Below are 20,939 nucleotides of genomic sequence, written 5' to 3'. Positions count from 1 at the left end.
CCTAAATTTTCTTCACCTCGTACCAGTTTGGCCCCAGCTTCATGTCTACCACCAGCGGGACATCCAGCACCAGGGCGTTTTCCATGTGCCGCCGGACCAGTTCGGAAACCTCCGGCAGTTCCCCGGCGGGCATGTCGAAAATCAATTCGTCGTGCACCTGCAGGATCATCCTGGTGGCCAGTCCCCGCTCCTTTAATTCCCGGTGGATACGCACCATGGCCAGCTTGATGATGTCGGCGGCGCTGCCCTGAATGGGTGTATTGATGGCGGTACGCTCGCCAAACATGCGCACGTTACGGTTGGCGCTAAAGAGATCCGGCAGGTAGCGGCGCCGGTTTAAAAGAGTGGTTACGTAGCCCTTCTCCCTGGCCTGCTGGATGGTGCGCTCTATAAAAGCCTTTACCCCTGCGTAACGGGCAAAGTAATTTTCAATGTATTGCCGGGCTTCCTGGCGGGAGACGTTAATGTCCCGGGCCAGGCCAAAATCACTGATGCCGTAGACAATACCGAAGTTGACCGCCTTGGCCCGGCCCCGCATATCGGCCGTTACTTCGGTGATGGCCACGCCAAAAACCTCGGCGGCCGTGCGGGTGTGGATGTCCTGGCCCTGGCGGAAGGCTTCCAGCAGGTTGGGATCCCCGGCCATATGGGCCAGAATCCGCAATTCGATCTGGGAGTAATCGGCGGTAAGGATCAGGTTTCCCTCCCGGCGGGGGATGAAAACCCTTCTGATTTTGCGTCCTTCCTCCATGCGGATGGGGATGTTCTGCAAGTTGGGATCGGAGCTGGATAGCCGTCCGGTAGCCGTTACCGTCTGGTGGAAGGTGGTATGCAACCGGCCCGTTTCGGGATTGATCAGGGCGGCCAGGCCGTCAACGTAGGTGGATTTTAATTTCATCAGCTGGCGGTATTCCAGTACCAGAGGAACAATGGGATGAGCGCCGGCCAGTTCCTCCAGCACGGAAGCATCGGTGGAATAACTTGTTTTGGTTTTTTTGATTACGGGCAATTCCAGCTTTTCAAAAAGGATGTAACCCAGCTGGCGGGTGGAGTTGATGTTAAATTGTTCCCCGGCCAGCTGGTAAATCTGCTCCGCTGTAGCGGCGAGCTTTATCTCCAGTTCCCGGGACATTTCTTCCAGGTATTGTTTATCCACGGCCACCCCGGTCATTTCCATGTCGGCCAGTACGGCTACCAGGGGCAGCTCTACTTCGTAATACAACCTTTCCATTTCCGCCAGGCGCAGCTTTTCGGCCAGCAGTTCCGACAGGCGCCAGATGACGTCGGCCCGGGCCGCCAGGGCTTCCTCACCCCGGGCGGGCAGGACAACTTTTAAATGTTCCAGGGCCAGGTCCGCGAGTTCCTGGTTGGCCGAGGCGGGATTGAGCAGGTACGCAGCCACCATGGTATCAAAAGCCAGGTTGTTTAAGGCGAGGCCGTGCTTTTGTAAAAGCCACAGGGCGCTCTTGCCGTCATGGAGGAGCTTTTCTGTATCGGGGTCGCGGAAAATCCCGGCCAGGGCATCCAGGGCTGCCGGGTTGCTGGCCGGGTCCCCCGGTTCCAGGTAAAAGATTGATAGATAGGGTGCTTCCGGACTGTCCCCGGGGGCTTTTAATCCCAGGGCCGCCGCCACTATGCCTTCCTGGCGGCTCCCACTCAAAGCTATAGCCACCCGGCCCGCGCGCCGGCACAGTTCCACCAAACGGGATAACTCTTCCTGATCTGCCAGGTGCCGGAAGGTTACCCGGTAGGTTTCCACCTCCCGGGCAGGCTGCCTGCCTTTATCTTCCTCTTTTTGCCCAAGCTCCTGCCTGATAGCCCGGATTAAAGTTTTAAATTCCAGCCTGCTGAAGAGGGCCAGCAACCGGTTGTAATCCGGCCCCGGCCAGCGAAAAGCGTCCACGTCAATTTCCAGGGGTACCTCCCGCTCAATGGTGGCCAGTCGTTTGGACAACAAGGCCTGTTCCTGATAAGGGAGTATTTTATCCCGGAAACGGACGGGCAGGGTGTCGACTTGGGACACCAGTTCTTCCAGGCAGCCATATTCTTTAAGCAAAGCTTTAGCTGTTTTAGGACCAATTCCCGGTACCCCGGGAATATTGTCGGAAGGATCTCCCACCAGTCCTTTATAATCGGGAAACTGGGCCGGGGTAATGCCAAAGCGCTCCCATACCCGGCCCTCAGTGTATTCCTCCAGTTCACTGATTCCCTTGCGGGTGAGGAACACCCTGGTCAGAGGTGAGACCAGTTGCAGGGTATCCTGGTCACCGGTAACGATAATGCTGGATATTCCCGCTTGCTCTGCCCGGTTGACCAGCGTCCCGATTAGATCATCGGCCTCATATCCCTCACGTTCCAGCACGGGGATGTTCATGGCCGCTAAAACTTCTTTGATCAGGAGGAACTGGGGGCGCAGCTCATCGGGGGTACCCGGACGGTGGGCCTTGTAATCCTCATAATGATCGTGGCGAAAGGTGATCTTTCCCTTATCAAAGCAAACGGCTACCAGGCCGGGTTTGAGTTCTTTGAGAACCTTGAGGAGCATATTGGTAAAACCGTAGACGGCATTGGTTGTTACCCCTTGACTGGTCGCCAGATGGGGTATGGCATGAAAGGCCCGGTGGGCCAGGCTGTTGCCGTCCAGGATTAAGAACGTGCTTTCCTGCAAAACTACACACCTGCCTTTTTTAAATTATTTCACCATATAAATCTCCAATACCTTCTGCATAAGAATGTTGATAAATTTAAACATCTCCCTGTTTTCTTCCGGAGCTTGGCGGCAGGAGATTAAACCTGGCAGGGCGAATTACAGCTTATGGATTAAAAGCTTTGGGGTGAGCCGGCTTGCGGACAAGATTAATCCTTCTGGTAATGGCTTTATTATTTTTTCTGCCTGTTTTTCCTGCCGGTGCGGGCGACGACCTGGAACGGGCAGCTGCTGCGGTGACAGAAGTGATGGACTATGTTTACCATTACCATATTGCCCGTCCCGGTGTGGACCAGCTTGTGGAGGGGGCCATTAACGGCCTTCTAAGCAGCGTGGGTGACCCTTATACGGAATATTTTACAGCCGAAGATCTTGATAATTTTACCGGTTCTCTGGAAGGTAACTTCGCCGGAATTGGCGTGGAACTGGAAGGGTGGCCCCCTTACCCCCAGGTGGCCAGGGTACTGCGCAACTCACCGGCTTACCGGGCCGGAATCAGGGAAAAAGACCTGATTATTCGGGTGAATGGGGAAGATACAGCCGGGTTAACCCTTTCCCAGGTGGTGGAAAAAATTCGCGGCCCGGCCGGATCCCGGGTGCAACTGACCATTCGCCGCGGAGGTGTTCCTGATTTTGAGGTGGAACTTGTACGGGAAAAGGTAAGCAGTCCCCCGGTTGAAGGGGAAATGCTTCCTGGGAATATCGGCTACGTGAGAGTGCATGTTTTTGGTTCCAGGACGGCTGAGGAATTTGGTGTCCTGATGCAGGAATTCCGGGCCAGGGGAATCAAGGGAATGATCCTGGATTTGCGCAATGATCCGGGGGGCTACCTGCAGGCGGCCGTTGATCTGGCCGGTTATTTCTTGCCGGCCGGTCAGGTGGTGGTTACTACGCTGGACAGGAATGATCACAAAGAAGTGTATTATACTGCCGGTAAAACCCCCACCCTTGATCTGCCCCTGGTGGTTCTGGTCAACGACACAAGCGCCAGTTCCGCCGAAGTCCTGGCCGCAGCATTGCAGGACTACCGGCGGGCGGTGCTGGTGGGTGACCGTACCTACGGCAAGGGGGTTGTCCAGGCCATCATTCCCCTGGAAACAGGAGGCGCACTGAAATTAACCATTGCCCGTTATCTAACCCCGGCCGGCAGGTCTATTGACGGCCGGGGCATTGAGCCCGACCGGTGGGTTTCCACGCCATCCCTGCAGCTGGTGGCTGCCCGGCAGGAATTGCAGCCCCACTCACCGCGCAGTATAATATTTAATTTTTCGGGCACCGGTGTTATAGTTAGCGGGGAAAAGATAGGCGATTTTATATCACCCCTGATTCAGGCCGGGGAAATTTATGTTCCCCTGCGTTTTACCCTGGAGGCTCTGGGGTTCAGCGTCCACTGGCACCGCGAAGGTCATAAGGTTTTAGCCCGTGCCGGTGACCGGGAGCTTATTCTGGACGTGGGCATGAAAACGGCCATAATCGGGGGACAAAAGGTGGGATTGGGATCTCTCATGATCCGGGGAGGGAGTATATACCTGCCGGTCTCCCTTTTTTCCCGGTTGGGAGTAAAAGTCGAACGGGAGGGGGAACAACTAAAACTGGAATTATTACCGGTTAAGCAGGAATAATGCTGCCCGTGTTGAATCACTTAGAATAAACTAAAATAAAAGAATGCATGCATAACCCGCGGGCCAGGTTTTCTGCCGGCAAAGGGGGTGTTTTAAAATGGGTGAATATCTTTGCCCTTGCGGGAGCGGGAAATCTTATCGCAAATGTTGTGGTGTCAGGGAAAAGGTAATTTTTTTGGAACAGTACAGGTGGCGGCGTGCCGGCCAGGAGTTACGCCGTAAACTGGGCGAATTTGCCGATAGCCAGTGTTTTGCTCAGGAAGCACTTAAGGCCCAGGAGAAGTATCTCAGTTGTCTTGATCCGGAACTGGTTGACCGGGATGACGAATTTACCATGGAAAGATGCTTTGAATGGTTTATCTTCGATTATGTCCTCCCCAACGGGTCAACCATCATTGAAATGTTCCGGCAGAATCCTGACCTCTCGGAAAGGGAGCAGACCTTACTGGCAGACTGGGCCGCGGCGAGAATTTCCCTTTATGAAGTGCTCCAGGTTCTTCCTCGTAAAGGGGTTGTATTACGGGATCTCCTTCAGAAAAAAGAATTAAAGGTGCACGATATAAATGCAGCTGTGGAACTTCAACCCGGGACTATCCTGCTTATGCGGATTTTAAAGGTGGGAGACGAGTACGAGTTTTCCACCAGTGGTCTTGCTTTACCGGGTTTCTGCAAGGATGTCCTGTTGAAAAAGTTGCGCCGGGACCTGCGGTTTTATGCCCGGAAACGAAATGCTTCTACCAAGCAGGTGCTCAGTGACTACCTGCGGGAACGTTCCCATATCATCAATGGTATCGTGGTGGAAATGGGGTTTAATTATACCTTGCCCCATTTAGTTGATGATAGTGAGGGAGACGAGTATTTTCCGCCGGTCAACGATGACTTGTTTGACAGGATTTCGGCCCGGATTGCCCAGCAAATTACCGAGGCCATCTTAGATGAATATTACGACCGCTGGATCGATAAGCCCGTTCCGGCCCTGGGTGGGAAAACTCCCCGGGAGGCTTGCCGTACAGCCGAAGGCAGGGCCAGGCTGGAAGAGATGTTTCGCGAACTGGAATTGATGGAAACCAGCCGGGAATTAAAGGGGGAACCCCATTACGACGTTCAGAAGGTGCGTCGCAAGTTGGGGCTTTTGCCGGCCGGTGGCAATGTAGATCAGGATCTACGGGAACAGGGGAATTTTAAAAAGCCCGAGGATTACCAGTGGCCGACGGTAACCCATGCCGATGTGGCCCGGGGTGTGATGGAAGACCTCAGGGGAAGAGGTTATGGGCCGGGTCAAGTTCAGGGAGCTTTACACCTGTGGCACGACTACTGCTCCAAGGTCCGGCCCTCCTTTCGCAAGCCGGCCCTGTGGGTGGCTACGGTGGTATATGCCATGGCCCGCCTGGAGTGCGATCACCGGGTGAGCCAGCATGAGCTGGCCAGGCAATACGGGGTGGCTCCCTCGAGCATTTCAGCCAATTTCCGGGCTATGTGCCGGGCGCTGGATCTGGTGGCCTTCGACAAGCGCTATTCCACACGGAAGTCGCCGCTCGCCGGGCTGAAGGAAGCTGATCCGCTTCTGGCCCAGATACTTGAGAACCTGAAGCTGTAACCCCGGTTGAGATACATGATATTGAATGATATTGCAAGGAAAAGGGCGGGTTAAGCACCCGCCCTTTTTCAGGCGGAGGGATTATTAGTTGGATTATCTTTCTTCTTTGCTGGAAATTGTTGTTGAATGGGTGGTTGGTTTTATTTCCGACCTGGGGTACTGGGGGATTGCCATCGGCATGGCCATTGAGAGTGCCAACATACCCCTGCCCAGCGAGGTCATTCTCCCCTTTGGCGGCTACCTGGTGTCCACAGGCCGGTTGGATTTCTTCTGGGCGGCAATGGCCGGTACCATTGGCGGTACCGTGGGGTCGATCATTTCTTATTTGATCGGTTTTTGGGGTGGGCGCCCTTTTTTACTGCGTTACGGGCGCTACATTGGGATTTCCCACAAGCACTTCGAACTGGCGGAGAGATGGTTTCATCGCTATGGTGAGGCAACAGTATTCTTCACCCGGCTGATGCCGGTAGTGCGCACCTTTATTTCCCTGCCGGCGGGAATTTCCGGCATGAACTTTCCCCGTTTTGTCATTTACACCTTTTTGGGTTCTCTGCCCTGGTGCTTTTTCCTCACCTATCTGGGTGTGAAAATGGGCCAGCACTGGCAGGATCTGAAATACTGGTTTCACCGCCTGGACCTGGTGGTGGTCCTGGCACTGGTTGCGCTGGTGGTTTACCTGTGGCGCAAACGGAGAAGATAGGCCGGATTTTGCCCGGCTGACGGGCATTGAACGAGTCTTTTTTACAACCAGCCTTTTCCTGCGGCTGGTTTTTTTTGCTTTCATAAAGCACCCGGCGGGCGAGGGAAAATAAGGGGGAGAAGGGAAGGGGTTGCTTTGAAACGGAAAACAGGTGAAAAAACGGGCGACAGGCTGCTTTTGAAAGCCCCAGCCGTCATCCGGTATTCTGCATATATTTTAACCCTGACATTGTTCCTCTCTGGCGCTTTGCTTTTGTGCTTCCCTGCGCCTGCAGGAGCTGTTCCGCCCTCTGTAACTGCAGATGCTGCTGTGCTCATGGATGCGCGCACGGGGCAGATCTTCTACGATAAAAATGGCCTGCAAAGGCGTGAGCCGGCCAGCCTGACCAAGATCATGACAGCCATTATCGCGCTGGAGTACGGCCGTTTAAACGATGTGGTAACCGTAAGCCGCAATGCTGCCGCCATAGGCATGGGTTCCGTGCTGGACCTGCGGGCCGGTGAAAAAATTACCCTGGAAGACCTGCTCAAGGCGGCCCTGATCATGTCGGCCAACGACAGCACCGTGGCTATTGCGGAACATGTGGGCGGCTCCGAGGAGGCCTTTATCGAGATGATGAATGCCAAGGCACTGGTCCTGGGGGCCCTGCACACCCGCTTTGCCAATACCAACGGTTATCATGATCCCCGGCATTACACCTGCGCCCGCGACCTGGCCGTGATTGCCCGTTACGCCCTGCAAAATCCCCTTTTTAACCAGATAGTACGCACCCGGGAAACAACCATCAGCTTTTGTGATTCCAAGCGGAAAGAAACCATTTACAACACCAACCGCCTTTTGCGTGAAGGCAGCTACCCGGGCATTGACGGGGTGAAAACCGGCTCCACCCCCCGGGCGGGCAACTGCCTGATTGCTTCGGCCACCCGGGGCGGCCGCCGGTTGATTGCCGTGGTGCTCCACAGTGCCAACCGCTACCGGGACGCGGTTACCCTGCTGGACTATGGTTTTAGCGAAGTGACACGGGTGACCCTCGGTGCCGAAGGGGAAGAGGTGGCCCAGCTACCCGTTGCCAACGGCCTGACCGGTAGGGTACCCGTTATTATTGCTGCTCCAGTGGAGGTTGACCTGGCCCGGGACCAGCTTTCCCAGGTGCGAAGGGAAGTCAGGATGGTGCCGTCACTTGCTGCCCCCGTTAAGGCCGGGCAAAAAGTGGGTGAAGCAGTCTTTCGTTTAAAAGATGAGGAACTGGGCCGGGCGGGCCTGGTGACCGGCCAGGACGTTCCGAAAAAAGGCCTCTTCTCCCGGTGGCGAAAAACAATGGCCCGAGCAAACGCATCTGGTGCTGGTGCGGTGGATGCCACCTGTGATCCCTTCTTCAGGTTGCCCCTCTTATTTAGCTGTAATGTATCCTATCCTTGGGGGAGGTTCCCTTAGCCGGGGAACAACTTTCCGGGGGTCACCCCTTGACATCCTCCCCGGTTTACGTCATAATATAGGTGTTGTAACCATATGCGGGCGGGTAGTTCAGTGGGAGAACGTCTGCTTGACGCGCAGAAGGTCGTAGGTTCAATTCCTACCCCGCCCACCAGGAAAATCAAGGTGTTGTCAGCCCATCATTCGCCTTCCTGAACGGAAGGCTTTTCTTTTGCCTTCAGGAAGGCCGCCCGGGGCCTGACCTCGGAACAGGAAAAATTTGCGACAGGAAAGTAACTTTTTCGTTTCAGAGAAGGATTCCACGCCGGAAAGTAGAAAGAAAATCCAAAAATGACGATGGTACGTAACCGTTTAGCTAAAAAGTTGTAGAAGAACCGGCAATTAGATAAGCGGGGGACGGCGAACAGGCATTCTCCGGCAGGTGATGGCAGGATATTTGGCCGGTTTCGTGGAAAGGGGAAGCTAATGCAGCTCTACGGAGAACTAAAAAATTTACAAAAACTTCAAGAAACCATGAGCCGGGCTCTGGGACTGTCGGCCCTGATCGCTTACCCGGACGGGCGCCTGCTTACCGAAATCACCAACCTGTGTTCATTCTGTGCTTTAATAAACAGCAATCCGGAAGGAAAGGCCAGGTGCGCCGCTTCGCGGGCGGCCTCGGTCAGAGCCGCCGCGAGCGCAGGGAAGGCGGTTACCCACACCTGCCATGCCGGGCTGGTGCACCTGGCAACGCCTTTAAATGTGGCGGGGGAGCTGGCGGCAGTGCTGGTGGGCGGCAGTGTGGCGCTGCAGGAGCTTGCAAAAGAAGCGGTGCTGCAACTGGCCCGGGAAACGGGCATTGACCACGAAGAGCTTCTGGCGGCGGCCATTAAAGTACCCGTCTGGAGTGAAGAGCGGCTTTCAGCTGCCACGGGGATGATGCAGGCAGTGGCGGAGACTGTAGCCCGGCTCCTGTACACCGAGCAGGAACTCCAGAAGAAGGTGAACGAACTTACAGCCCTTTTTGAGTTCAGTAAAACTGTTTCCAGCAGCCTGAAGTTGGCCGAAGCAGCCCGGCAGGGGCTGGAGGCGGTGCTGAGGCTGACCGGGGCCGCCGGCGGCTCGGTGCTTATGCTGGACGAGGCGGAGCCGGGGGCGGCAACCGCCGAAGTGGCGGCCGCCCTGGAGCCGGACAACGGGCCGGGAGTTATTCCTGCAGGGGAAATAATAGCCGCAGTTGGACGGGAAGCTGCCGCCGCACACTTTGACGATGAAAAAAACGCAGCCGAAGGAAAGCGGCCGGCAGTGGCGGTACCTCTTACAGTCGGAGGCAGGGTGACGGGGGTGCTCACCCTGGCGGGCAGGCCGGGAGGGCAGCACTTCACCGGGGAGGAAACCGTTTTCCTGACCACCCTGGGCACCGCTCTGGGCCTGGCGCTGGAGAACGCCCGGCTTTTCCGGAGGGTTCAGGAAAGGGCGGCTATGCTGGAACGGCTGCTCGAGGTAGGACAGGTGGTGTCGGGCAGTTTCGATGCAGACCGGATCATCGAAGCCGCTCTGAGTGGCGTGCGGGATGTGCTGGGCGCCCGGTGGTGTGTATTGCGGCTGCTTGACGAGAGTACCGGCGATCTGGTGCTCAGGGGTAATGTGGGCATGAGCCCGGGGTTGCAGGCGGAGACGGGCCGTATCCGGCCGGACGGCAATTTGCTGGGCGAGGTGCTCCAGAAGGGGGAACCTGTGGTCGTGGAGGACCTGGCCGATGCCGTGACGAGTACGCGCCTCCCCTACTCCGTGCCCGAGGTGCGGGCGCTGGTTGTCGTGCCGGTGAAAGCGGGCGGAAAGACCCTGGGCACTTTAAAGATCTATTCTCCCGTACCGCGGCGCTGGTCGGAAGAGGAAGTCGAATATCTGGTCATCATTGCCTCTCAACTGGGCCTGGCGCTGGAAAATGCCCGCCTGTATTCCTCGCTGCGGAAATATTACCTGAATGTCGTGCAGGCACTGGCGGCTGCCCTGGAGGCCAGGGACGCTTACACCAGGGGTCACTCCTTGAGGGTTGCAAAGCTGGCGCGTTTGTGCGCCCGCTTCCTGGGACTCGGTGCCGGAGAACAGGAGCAGGTGTATATGGCCGGGCTCCTGCACGACATCGGCAAAATTGGCGTCCGCGAGAATATTCTTCTCAAGCCGGGTCCCCTCACTCCGGAAGAAAGGAAAGAAATGCAGGGTCACCCCGAGGTGGGGGCCAGGATTCTGGAACCGGCCGGGTTCCCCGGCGGAGTTACGGCAGCCGTGCGGCACCACCACGAAGACTACGGCGGCGGGGGCTACCCGGACGGGCTTTCAGGAGAAGAAATTCCGCTCCTGGCGCGCATAATCCGCGTGGCCGACGCATACGACGCCATGACCTCCGCCAGGCCCTACAGGAAAGCACTTACCCCGGACCAGGCGTTCAATGAACTGAAGCGGTGCGCGGGCAGCCAGTTTGACCCCCGGGTAGTGGAGGCATTCCTGCGAATCCCCGGGGACGAAATGGTAAATATTGACGTAGCAACTCTTCTGGCTATTTTAGGAGAAATTCTCTTTTTGTTCAAACAGGTGCGGTGACGGCCGCGGCGCGCTCCGGATGAAAAACCTCTGAGGGGAGAATCTCACCGTTTTCTTCCTGCAGCAGTTTAAGGAAAATTTCCACCAGGTGAGGGTCGAACCGGGTTCCTGCCCGCTGCTTGAGTTCTGTCATGGCTTCCTCCCCGGGCATGACTTTTTTGCCGGGCCGGCCGGCAGTCATGGCCTCGTAGGCGTCAGCTATGGCAAGAATGCGGCTTAAGAGGTGGATTTCTTCCCCTTTTAAACCCTGCGGGTACCCCCGCCCGTCCCACCACTCGTGGTGCTGCAGGATTAGCTCAGCCACCGGGGTCAGTTTGGGTGAGCACCTTGCAATCCGGTATCCTACTTCGCAGTGGCGTTTCATTTCTTCCTCTTCTTCTTTTGTGAGTGGTTCATTTTTACGCAGGATGTGATCCGGGAGGCCCACCTTTCCAATGTCGTGCACCTCGGCCAGCAGAAGCAGGTTGTCCATCTCCCCCGTGGAAAGGCCTGCTGCCTTCCCCAGTAGCCACGCCAGTTCCTTAACCCGCCTGGCATGCTTATCAATGTGGGGGTAATTCTTGAAAAGCGCTGCCAGGAGGGAACGGCCTACATCGTACCTCTCTGCAGCACAGCGCTGTAACTTGTCACGGTACATTTCATCGTCTGCCTGCTTGTAAGCGTCGTAAACGGACCTGCGGGGGTTCTCCGTGACACCCACCCCGGCGGAAATGCTGAGCGGGATGACAGTGTGACCCCTGTTGAACTTCTCCCGGGTTTCCACTAAAATCGAGCAGGCTTTCTGTGCAGCTTCCCTATCCCTTGCCGGCAGGATGACGGCAAACTCGTCGCCGCCTACCCGGAAGGCTTCTTCTCCGGGGAACACTTCGCGGATCAGGGCGGCAGCCTTTTGAAGCAACTCGTCCCCCTGCCTGTGACCCAGGCAGTCGTTGACCGGCTTCAACCCGTCTACGTCACACACAATGACGCTTACCGGCCGCACGCCCTCTTCATCCAGCTGGCGGATTTTCTGCTCGAAGTAATTGCGGTTGTAAAGGCCGGTCAGGCTGTCAAAAACGCTCAGGCGCCTGAGTTCTTCCTCCATTTGCTTTCGCCCGGTTATGTCTATGATCATGCAGAAAACCTCTTCCACTTTTTCGTCCTGCTTCACGGGGACCAGGGTTAAAAGCGCCCACCGCAGGTCTCCCTCCGGCGTTTGAATCTGCCATTCCCCGGGTTCGACAACCTGACCGGTTTCCCATGTCCGGGTCAGGAGCTTTTGAAAATCGGCCGCCGGCCTTATCCGGGTGAGCCAGTCCCCGTCCTTTAGCAGCGCATCCTGGCCGAGGATTTTCTGCACTTCCCGGTTGTAGTGTAAAATCCTTCCCTCCCGGTCAAAGGATAGGGCACCCACCATGGGCATGTTTTCGAAAACCAGCCGGAAGCGCTCTCTCAGCTTTCTGGTTTTCCTCTCCCAGATGTGGAGCTGCAGGATATTTGCCAGCCGCCCGGAAAACACGTCCAGCAGGCGGCGTTCGTTCTCCAGGAAGTCTTCGTTTCTTTCAAGGTAAAGATTCCCGAGAGGAGGGCTCCCCAGTTCCTTAAGATAGACCCTCCCTGGACCCCGGTTCTGCCAGGGCTGTTCCTTGAGAACGTTTACTTTGTTCCGCCCGAAGCCCCAGGTATGGCAGGTGGACTGCCCTGTGTCGTCGTGGAGGACGAGGGCTGCCCGCTGGACCCCGAAAAGCCGCACCGCTTTTTCTACTACTTCATCAAAAAGGTCTGCTTCTGAACCGGGCCAGGCAAGCGAGGAAACCTCGTACAGAAAGGCCAGCTCCAGCGCGCCGGGGTTCATCACAAAGACGTCCCTCCCATGGCGATGAGAAAAGTTTTGTTGTAAAAGAGGGGGGGGCCGCTGGCGCAACTGCCAACTTCCCCAAAAGTCAGAAAACCCGCCACCGGCACCCCGCCCAGTGTATTCCGGATCGCTTCCAGTTCCCGGTCTGCATGTTCTCCCATTAACAGAAAGCGGGACACGCAGTCGAAGATCAGGGCGAAGCGGGGAAAGTTCACAGACTTCCTGGCCTGCACGGTTGCCTCAAGGGCCGCCCGGGTAAGGCTTTCGGGACTGGTGTAGCGCATGAGGTGGGCCACGGCACGGTAAGGGACTTCTGTGACAAATTCAATCGAATCGTCTGCACCCAGTTTGAAAGGATCGCGGATAATGAATCTTCCGGTGAGGTCCGGTACCCCCAGCGGGTAGCGGACGGCGCAGTCAGGAAACTCTTCGCTCGTTATCCCCCCGAGCCGGCGCGAATAGACCTGAAAGGCCGGTTGCTCATCAATTTCGAAGACAACCTTGCCCCTTGTCCTGGTGATGAGCAGCGGAGGGCCGAAAGGTTCCCAGCCGTGACCCATCCCGGTGGCAAAGGAACACCCGGCAACCAGGGCCGCAGCTACCGCGCCGCTGGCAACGCCGGTTTCGGTCATCTGGTATGTCCTGAAAAAGTGCATGTTATCTCCGGTTCCCCCGCCTGCATATGTAAACCGGGAGCCCAGCACGTCGTAAATACCGCGCAGCATCCGTGCAATGTTGCCCGCCAGGCCGTCGGGAAACACAAATACAGTACCTTCGCCCGGAGTCTGCCCGCTTAAGAGCTTTTCGGCCAGTTCCCTGCCCGTTTCGTCGGCCCGTTCGCTCAGCATTTCCACCAGGGCCGTCCTGGCCGTAATCCCTTCACCGGCGAGCGTCACCACTTCCACACCGTGCTTTTTGATCCCTTCTGCCGTGATGATTCCCGCTCCGGACGCGCCGACCAGTTTTGGGGTCCCCGTTTCGGCCATCACTGTTTCGAGGATCTCTTCCTGATTGTACCCTTCGGTGGTAAACAGAAATGTGAGGGCGGGCGGTCCCGATCGGGCCGCGGCGAACCGTGCCGCCTTCCTTGCGGCTTCCCGGGAGTCCGGATGTAAACTGTACCCCACACCCACCTTCATGCGCACAGGACTCCTCTCTTCTCCAGTCCGGCAACCAGACAAGGAGATTTTCTGCAAAGGTTTTAAAAACCCTTCCCGGGCCGTAACAAAAAGAGGAGTCCCTTTGCAGGCCGGGCTCCTCTCATCCTTGGGCTTCTCACGGTTCGATCTTTGTTCCCAGAAGCTTGAGGAATTTCGCAAGCCACTCGGGGTGGGCGGGCCAGGCTGGTGCGGTAACCAGGTTGCTTTCAACGTAAGCCCCGCTTACCTCTACATCCACCCATTTACCTCCTGCATTTTCCACCTCGGGTTTTACCGCCGGGTAGGCCGTGCAGGTTTTCCCACGGAGCACACCTGCCGCCGCCAGTACCTGTATGCCGTGGCAAATGGCGGCGATGGGCTTGTTGGCTCCGGCAAAGTGCCGGATTATTCCCTACACTAAAGCAAGTGCAATCCTGCCGGCAACTTTCATTCCAGTACCGGCTGGTCATCCCACCGCGCCTTTAGCTCCCGGTCTTCGAGAAACAGGGAAGCCAGCAGTCCCCCCGTCAGAAGGATGGCTCCGATGAAAAAGCCATGGGTGATGCTCAAAGAAAAAGCTTTTTTAAAGGCCATCAGGCGGGGATCACCGGGAACCTGCATCAGTCGGCCCATGACCCGGCCGGGATCAATATTTGCCTGTGCCCCGGGCGGCATCAGCTTTGCCAGGCGGTGGCTCAGGTCGGTCATAACGATATTGCCGGTAAGGGCGCTGCCAAAAACGCCGCCAATGCTGCGGAATAGCTGGGAGGCGGCCGTAACCGTTCCCAGTTCCGTGCGGCGGACCGTATTCTGAACGGCGACGGTAAAGGTGGGCATGGCCATGCCCATGCCCGTACCCGCGATAATCATGCCGGCGACCACCATGGCATGGGTGGCGTCTACGGGCAGGCGCCCCAGGTAGAACATGCCGGCGGAGGCAACGGCTAGCCCCACCACGGCAAAAATTTTATAGTGGCGCAGGCGGGAAATCAGCATCCCGCTGGCCATGGAGCCAAGCATGATCGAAAGCATCATGGGTGTGAGCAGGGTGCCGGAATGGGTTGCGCTGACGCCCGTTACAATTTGCAGGTACATGGGCAGGTAAAGGGTAATGGCGAACATACCCAGGGTAACCAGGAACAGGGTAACAGTGGAAACGACAAAGATATTGTTTTTCCATAGCCACCCCGGTAGCAGCGGTTCATCCGACCGGCTGTCGGCCAGGGAGAACAGGAGGCCGCATAAAACCGCCACGGCAAAGCCGGTCAATACCCGGTGGGTGGTCCAGCTCAGATCCTGCTGGGCAAAGGTCAGGGCCAGCAACAGGCCGACCAGGGAAACGGTCAGCAGCAGGGGGCTCCAGATATTTATCCGCGGTTTTTCAGCTGCCCGGTGGGAGGGCAGGGCGTAAAACAACAGGATCAGTGATAAAAGGCCGAAAGGTGTGCTGACATAGAAAACCCAGCGCCAGCTCCAGTGGTCCGTAATCCACCCGCCGATGGTGGGGCCCAGGAGGGTGGCCAGGGCAAATACGCTCATCATGATCCCCTGCCAGCGCCCTCTTTTGGCCGGGGGGAAGAGGTCCCCGATGGTAATGGTGTTCATAGCCATGAGCATGCCGCCGCCCAGACCCTGTACGGCCCTGGCGGTAATCAGCCACTCCATGCTGCGGGCCAGGCCGGAAGCCCAGGATCCCACCAGAAAGAGCATTATTCCGGCCAGGAAAAAGGGCCTGCGCCCCCACAGGTCGGAGAACTTTCCGGCCAGAGGTACCACCACGCTTGAGGTAAGAATGTAGGCGGTGGCCAGCCAGCTATAGAAGTCCAGTCCACCCAGATCGGCAACTATCCGGGGCATGGCGGTTGCTACCACCGTCTGGTTCACGGCGGCCGTCAGCATGGTAATCAGGAGGGCTACCAGGAGCAATCTCCTTTTATCGCTCTTCAAAACTCTGAGCACCTTAAATTCACCTTCCTGTCGGTATTTATAAATTACTTAAGAACGTTAAATATTATATCCCTAAAGTATACAGAAGACAATGGTGTTTAAATTTTTCTTTAGATCATCCGCCGTGACAAGTTGCAGACCGGAAAGCAAAGCCTGCAAATTTTTGTTTCACTCATGGCAGGGGTATAGATTGTTGCCCCGGGTGCTTCCGCATTGACACGAACCGGTCTACGCTGGTCGTTGCTCGCGCTTGCTGGATTATGATATAATCATTCATTAAGTAATTGAATCTTGCAGAAAAAAGCACCTCATCTGGGACTTTGGCCGCCTGGATTGAACCGAGCGGCAATTTTGGGATTAATGTATAAACATAATTCGACATTATAAAATTAAGAAAAAGTTCAGAAGAAGTAGCAAAGGAGGCACTTATCTGTGGCAAGAACCAGGAACAGAAGTGGAACCGCGCAGGAAATAAACACTATTCAATCAGTAGAAAGGGCAATCAAGATCCTGGAGTATCTGTGTCGTGGACCGGTTTCCCTTTCTGAGCTCAGCCGGGAACTGGGGCTTCATAAAAGTACTGCCTTTGGGTTACTGCAAACTCTGGTTAAACACAACTATGTACACCAGGAGATCAAAACGGGCCGGTACCGGCTGGGTTATCGAGTTTTAGCCCTGGGTGGGGCTTTTCTCGAGCACTGTGACCTGCGTGAAATTGCCTCTCCTTATTTACAGCAACTGGTGGATGAACATGGGGAAACAGTGCACCTGGTGATTATGGACGACGGCCAGGTGGTTTACGTGGATAAAATTGATAGCCCGCAATCCATCCGCATGGTCTCCCGCATCGGAAGACGGCTGCCTGCCCATTGTACCGGCGTGGGGAAGGCCATTCTGGCCTATCTTCCCGAGGAAAAGGTGCGGGCCATTGTTAAAAAGCGGGGGCTGCCCAGATTTACCGCCAACACTATCACCACCTGGGAAGAATTGAGTGTGGAGCTGGCACGGATCCGGGAAGAAGGGGTGTCCTACGACCGGGAAGAAATTGAAGAGGGGCTGCGCTGCGTGGCGGCACCCCTTATCGGTTATGGTCAATACCCGGTGGGAGCAATCAGCGTTTCCGGACCGGCATCACGAATGACGGAGGAGAAAATGTCCCGTATCGCCGGGTCCCTTAAAAAGGTGGCCGGTGAGATTTCCCGGCAGATGGGCGCAAGTATCGAGCTTAATGGCTACGTTCACATTTAGGCCTGAAAGTTAGATTTCGAAGGGCTGGAGAGGGGTTTTGCGCTTTCCAGGAGGGGGCCGATAAGGTTGTCTATTTCAGTACTTATTGCTCCCAACAATTTACCTCCCCGGGTTTGGCGGGCCGCGGCTTACGGACTGTTCGCTGGTCACCGGTCGGGGGCAGAATTGCTTACCGCTTACCCCAGGGAGTTGATCCGGGCAGGTTGAGTTTTCAGTTCTCTTTTAGAATACAATTTTTTTGATGATTTCAAGAAGGAATTTATAAGTAGAGGGAGAATTTATTCTACAAAGACGTATCATATTTGACAATGTCGAACAAAGGAGGGATGGGCCTTGCGCGCAGTAACCTTGTACGCGGTAGTAGATGTGGATAAATGTAAGGGCTGCACGCGCTGTGAACGGGTTTGTCCGGTGCTGGCCATTAAAGTGGAAAACAAAAAAGCAGTGGTAGACCCGGAAAACTGCCTGGGCTGCGCCAACTGCGAACAACGCTGTCCGGAAATGGCCATCACCATGGTCCCCCTTGAACAGTCGCGGGTAGTACAGGAGAGCCTGGCGGGGGTAGATATGGCGGCTGTCATTGATCTCTGCCGGAGGGCGCACCTGCACCCCAAACAGATTATCTGCTACTGCACGGCTACCAGGGCTGAGGAAGTGGCGGCGGCGGTACTCAAGGGAGCGAAATCTCCGGAAGAGATCTCCCGGCGCACAGGTGTACGTACCGGGTGTAAGGTGGAGTGCATCCAGCCGGTATTGCGGTTGCTGCATGCAGCGGGAATTGCACCGGAGCGGCCTGCCAGAGGTTATCAATGGTACGGCTTGACGCCTACGGTTTGGGATATTCCGGAAGAGGTTAAGAAAAAATACGCTCAACGCGGTTTTTACTTCGATGAAGATCGCAAACTGCTGGATTCACTGGTTGGTGCCTGTGAAAAGGGGGGGGGAATAATGCTACGAGCACCTGTTATGCCCTTACCGCCGCGTCGTTCCCAGTACGGGGTAGCACCCGAACTGGTCCGCAAGCGGGCCGCAGAGTTGCCGGACATGGTTTCCGTGCTGGTGCGGGATCTTTTTCCTGATGCAGCGCCGGTTATTTACCCGGGTGAAAACGGCCTGGAGATGATCCGGGAAGCCACCCGGAAGCAGATGGAAAAAGTGGATCTGAGCATGATCAAACCCGGTGACTCGGTAAATGTGCTGGGTTCACACCACGGGTTCACCTTGCTGGGTGGAGCGCCATATGCCGAGATGCTCAGGACCATCCGGGACGTGGTGCGGGAACGCACGGGCTGTACGGATATACGCCTGCGGGTAGGTGTGGGGCTGCGTTTCCGGGAGAGCGAAGAATATATTAAGGCATTTGGCCTGGACGAATACTATGAAGGCAAGGCCGCCGGCGTGGCTCCGGTGGATGAGGGGGTTGCCATCGAGACCGAAATCGGCACTCTTTACGGCATCAAAAAAATATACGATGCCCGGTGGATCATCCACGCCCACAACAGTGACGTGCGGGAAGTTCACTTCCACCGTCAGGTGGACCGGGCGGTAAAACCCTTCGGCATGTCCTATGCGCGCATAGAAACCCGCTCCACTTATCACCAGAACCTGGGTCCGCGGGCGGCCAACTTTGTGGCCAGGGCAATCTTTGATTCTCCTTTTGTCCAGGAGAAATTTGCCTGCGCCGTATTTCTGATGATGTCGCCCAGCGGGGTGGTAGGGGTGGACGCGGACAACGACCTCTATGCGCTCAACGACCGGGTTACTTATTTGGGTTGCCGGGATTACGGCAAGATGATGACCCTGCTGGGTGAGATTGACGAGGCCATCACCATTCTGGACTTCCCCAGCCCAGTGCCATATGTATTTGCGGCGGGGGTCATTTTCGCCAACTTTGCCGGGGCTAACCGGGACCTTTTCGATTTGGACGATCCGCTGCCGCCGTACACCTGGTATACGGAGGCCTTCTACGGTGAAGACGGGCGGCCGCTGATCGAAGGGGTGCCGCCGGTAAATCCGGCAATTAAGGTAGTTATCCATAACTATGCCTGGGGTGGGTATCCCAGCGCCTTCTTTACCGAGCACATCCCGACCATTGTAGTGGGCCGGGAACAGGCAGAGCTGCTTAACCGGGACCCGCAGAACCTCAGCTACACCAGGCATACGTTGCTGGCGGAGGATTTGGACACGGCAGTGCGTTTTGCCAAACGGGTTGCGGGTACGGATAAGATCCTCGCCTTTGACGGTGCTTCAGGAGCTTTGAACGTCAGCCGTTCCCTGGGTGAATACCTGCTGCAGAAAGCACCTCTCGTTTCACGTCGAGTGGACGGGGAACTGCTTCCCAAATGGTTGAAGCAGAGGGGCATCGATCCGTCTCGATTTAAGATTTGTTGAGGAGCTGGCAGGAGGTTGGCTCAAATGGAAAAGCACATTCTCCCTCCCGATGATATTCGTTATTCCATTTTCAAAGCAGTGGAAAATCGTATCTTCCAGGCCGGGGTGGTCTTTACCCGGCCGGCGGTGGTCGCCGGCCTGATCGAAGGTGAAAATGAAGCCAGTTCTCTGGGGCTGGAGGTACGGAGCCAGGTGCGGGAGGGTATGAATGTGCTGGCCGGTCAGGCGGTACTCACACTTACCGGGCCGGCCCTGGCCCTGGCCGTAGCCGAAGATCGAGTGCTGGGTTGGATCGGCAAGGCTTCCGGCGTGGCCACCGCCGCCCGTTCGTTCCGTGAGATGCTTCCCGGCCGTATCCGGGTGGTGTGTGGAGGATGGAAAAAGCTACCTTTGCCCTGGCGGCAGAATTTGCGCCGGGCTGCGGCAGTGGGCGGTGTGGCCACCCGGATCCTGGATGAACCCTTCATCTACCTGGATAAAAACTATATCCGTATGTTTGGAGGTATCTCCGGCACCCTCCAGGCGGTAGCGGCTCTGCCCGGTGAAAAAGTCATCCAGCTGCGCGGTGAGTGGGGCGACATTACCGAAGAGGCTGCCCAGGCGGTAATCAATGGAGCTGCCGTCTTAATGGTAGACACCGGCCGTGTGGAAGATGTGACCAGGGTGGCCGGGTACCTGCGCGGGAGTGGATGGCGGCAGAGAGTGCGTCTTGCTTTTTCCGGGGGAATTACCAGGGAGGATCTGCCGGCCATCGCAGAGCTGGATGTGGACATTATAGATATAGGGCGTTCGGTGCTGGATGCGCCACTGGCTGATCTGCGCTTTGAGGTTCTGGGGCCGGCGTAGGGTGCGGTACCGGACATAATGTCCTTCTAATTTTGGGTAATCCCAAAACATTGTTCTTCAATATCAAATAGATGGAGTTGAGACCATGCAGCAAATCGAAGAGTGGGCCGGGCGGTTACTGCAGGCGGAAGAAACTAGAATGCCCATCGAACCGCTGACAGCGGCCTGGCCGGAAATTGATATTCCCACGGCCTATCAGATTCAATTGAAGGTAATAGAACACAAGTGTGCCCGGGGCCAAAGGGTGGTGGGGATGAAGATTGGCCTGACCAGCAGGGCCATGCAACAGATGCTGGGAGTTTATGAGCCGGATTACGGTCATATTCTGGACACCATGGTGCTGCTCGAGGGTGAGCCGGTACGCCTGTCAAGGCTGATTCAGCCCAAAGTAGAAGCAGAAATAGCTTTCGTGCTGCGGGAGCGGCTAACCGGCCCCGGGGTTACCGTGGCCGATGTATTACGGGCCACGGCGGGAGTGATGCCTGCATTGGAGATTATTGACAGTAGAATTATTGATTGGAAGATAAAAATTCAGGACACCATTGCCGACAACGCTTCCTCGGCGGCCATTATTCTGGGTGGGACGTTAATGCCGGTGGAAGGGTTGGACTTGCGCCTGCTCGGGCTGGTACTGGAAAAGGATGGGGAAGTCTTTGCTACCGGCGCGGGAGCCGCGGTACTTGGCCACCCGGCGGCAGCGGTGGCCTGGCTGGCCAACGCGGTGGCCCGCTACGGGTTGAGCCTGGAGCCGGGTATGGTGGTGCTTTCCGGTTCGTTCACCCAGGCAGTGGCGGTGAGTCCCGGCTCGGTGATCCGCGCTTCTTTCGACCGCCTGGGCACGGTAACCGCAAAGTTTATTGGTGCTTAATCTTCAACCTCATTATATGG

The 20,939-nt window shown here is 56.4% G+C and carries 15 protein-coding genes, 1 tRNA gene and 1 pseudogene; 12 read left to right on the top strand and 5 right to left on the bottom strand.

The genetic code is table 11. From position 1 onward, the window contains the following. Position 1: 1 nt before the first annotated feature. Positions 2-2,668 (bottom strand): DNA polymerase I, encoded by a 2,667-nt coding sequence (polA, locus tag G7K71_RS03725; protein WP_166343605.1) that lies wholly within the window; start codon positions 2,666-2,668, stop codon positions 2-4. A 176-nt stretch (positions 2,669-2,844) separates the two neighbouring features. Here polA and G7K71_RS03720 point away from each other — a divergent pair, with 176 nt between their 5' ends. The 6 genes from G7K71_RS03720 (at position 2,845) to G7K71_RS03695 (ending at position 10,643) form a co-directional block, all read left to right on the top strand. Continuing rightward, positions 2,845-4,329 carry a S41 family peptidase gene (locus G7K71_RS03720; protein WP_166343603.1) on the top strand — a complete coding sequence of 495 codons (1,485 nt, stop codon included), beginning with the start codon at positions 2,845-2,847 and terminating at the stop codon, positions 4,327-4,329. A gap of 97 nt (positions 4,330-4,426) precedes the next feature. After that, on the top strand, positions 4,427-5,926 hold the full coding sequence (locus G7K71_RS03715) for an antitoxin Xre/MbcA/ParS toxin-binding domain-containing protein (protein WP_166343601.1): 1,500 nt from the start codon (positions 4,427-4,429) through the stop codon (positions 5,924-5,926). Between the two features lie 88 nt (positions 5,927-6,014). Then, entirely contained in the window at positions 6,015-6,626 is a 612-nt protein-coding gene (locus G7K71_RS03710) for a DedA family protein (protein ID WP_166343599.1), read from the top strand. 135 nt (positions 6,627-6,761) lie between these two features. Beyond that, complete coding sequence (locus G7K71_RS03705) at positions 6,762-8,060, top strand: D-alanyl-D-alanine carboxypeptidase family protein (RefSeq protein WP_166343597.1); 1,299 nt, start codon at positions 6,762-6,764, stop codon at positions 8,058-8,060. Positions 8,061-8,139: 79 nt separating this feature from the next. Beyond that, a tRNA-Val gene (locus G7K71_RS03700) sits at positions 8,140-8,214 on the top strand. 311 nt (positions 8,215-8,525) lie between these two features. After that, entirely contained in the window at positions 8,526-10,643 is a 2,118-nt protein-coding gene (locus G7K71_RS03695; RefSeq protein WP_166343595.1) for an HD domain-containing phosphohydrolase, read from the top strand. On the opposite strand, the gene G7K71_RS03690 is transcribed toward G7K71_RS03695, so the two are convergent. The 4 genes from G7K71_RS03690 to G7K71_RS03675 form a co-directional block, all read right to left on the bottom strand. Further along, positions 10,627-12,477: an HD domain-containing phosphohydrolase gene (locus G7K71_RS03690; protein WP_243174671.1), complete on the bottom strand. Its 1,851-nt coding sequence runs from the start codon at positions 12,475-12,477 to the stop codon at positions 10,627-10,629. The two genes, G7K71_RS03695 and G7K71_RS03690, sit on opposite strands and share 17 nt — an antisense overlap. After that, the gene (locus G7K71_RS03685) at positions 12,477-13,619 is read right to left on the bottom strand and encodes an FIST signal transduction protein (RefSeq protein ID WP_166343591.1); all 1,143 of its coding nucleotides are present in this window, start codon (positions 13,617-13,619) and stop codon (positions 12,477-12,479) included. The genes G7K71_RS03690 and G7K71_RS03685 overlap by 1 nt, the downstream gene beginning before the upstream one ends. 136 nt (positions 13,620-13,755) lie before the next feature. Beyond that, a complete protein-coding gene (locus G7K71_RS03680; protein WP_313884923.1) occupies positions 13,756-14,025 on the bottom strand; it encodes a DJ-1/PfpI family protein in 270 nt (89 codons plus the stop codon). Positions 14,026-14,066: 41 nt separating this feature from the next. Continuing rightward, on the bottom strand, positions 14,067-15,578 hold the full coding sequence (locus G7K71_RS03675) for an MDR family MFS transporter (protein ID WP_166343589.1): 1,512 nt from the start codon (positions 15,576-15,578) through the stop codon (positions 14,067-14,069). Between the two features lie 420 nt (positions 15,579-15,998). On the opposite strand from G7K71_RS03675, the gene G7K71_RS20005 reads away from it, so the two are divergent. From G7K71_RS20005 to G7K71_RS03645, 6 genes and pseudogenes are all read left to right on the top strand, one after another. Further along, positions 15,999-16,814, top strand: coding sequence for an IclR family transcriptional regulator (locus G7K71_RS20005; protein WP_166343587.1), 816 nt, complete (start codon positions 15,999-16,001; stop codon positions 16,812-16,814). A gap of 66 nt (positions 16,815-16,880) precedes the next feature. Beyond that, positions 16,881-17,021, top strand: coding sequence for a hypothetical protein (locus G7K71_RS03665; protein ID WP_207712623.1), 141 nt, complete (start codon positions 16,881-16,883; stop codon positions 17,019-17,021). A gap of 126 nt (positions 17,022-17,147) precedes the next feature. Further along, a pseudogene (locus tag G7K71_RS20000) lies at positions 17,148-17,570 on the top strand (4Fe-4S binding protein); the annotation flags it as partial. Between the two features lie 192 nt (positions 17,571-17,762). Beyond that, a complete protein-coding gene (locus G7K71_RS03655; RefSeq protein WP_166345065.1) occupies positions 17,763-19,205 on the top strand; it encodes a hypothetical protein in 1,443 nt (480 codons plus the stop codon). A gap of 24 nt (positions 19,206-19,229) precedes the next feature. Then, positions 19,230-20,051 (top strand): nicotinate-nucleotide pyrophosphorylase, encoded by an 822-nt coding sequence (locus tag G7K71_RS03650; protein ID WP_166343585.1) that lies wholly within the window; start codon positions 19,230-19,232, stop codon positions 20,049-20,051. Positions 20,052-20,136: 85 nt separating this feature from the next. Then, positions 20,137-20,919 carry a 2-keto-4-pentenoate hydratase gene (locus G7K71_RS03645; protein ID WP_166343583.1) on the top strand — a complete coding sequence of 261 codons (783 nt, stop codon included), beginning with the start codon at positions 20,137-20,139 and terminating at the stop codon, positions 20,917-20,919. Positions 20,920-20,939: the final 20 nt, after the last annotated feature.

Origin of the sequence: Desulfofundulus sp. TPOSR (assembly GCF_011393055.1) — a bacterium.
Classification (GTDB): Bacteria; Bacillota; Desulfotomaculia; order Desulfotomaculales; family Desulfovirgulaceae; genus Desulfofundulus; species Desulfofundulus kuznetsovii.
This window is presented reverse-complemented; position numbering and strand designations above follow the sequence as displayed.

Coding starts and splice junctions, on each gene's coding strand:
- G7K71_RS03685 (WP_166343591.1), bottom strand. CDS start 13,619: ATGAAGGTGGGTGTGGGGTACAGTTTACATCCGGACTCCCGGGAAGCC.
- G7K71_RS03695 (WP_166343595.1), top strand. CDS start 8,526: ATGCAGCTCTACGGAGAACTAAAAAATTTACAAAAACTTCAAGAAACC.
- G7K71_RS03715 (WP_166343601.1), top strand. CDS start 4,427: ATGGGTGAATATCTTTGCCCTTGCGGGAGCGGGAAATCTTATCGCAAA.
- G7K71_RS03655 (WP_166345065.1), top strand. CDS start 17,763: ATGCTACGAGCACCTGTTATGCCCTTACCGCCGCGTCGTTCCCAGTAC.
- G7K71_RS03650 (WP_166343585.1), top strand. CDS start 19,230: ATGGAAAAGCACATTCTCCCTCCCGATGATATTCGTTATTCCATTTTC.
- G7K71_RS03645 (WP_166343583.1), top strand. CDS start 20,137: ATGCAGCAAATCGAAGAGTGGGCCGGGCGGTTACTGCAGGCGGAAGAA.
- G7K71_RS03690 (WP_243174671.1), bottom strand. CDS start 12,477: ATGAACCCCGGCGCGCTGGAGCTGGCCTTTCTGTACGAGGTTTCCTCG.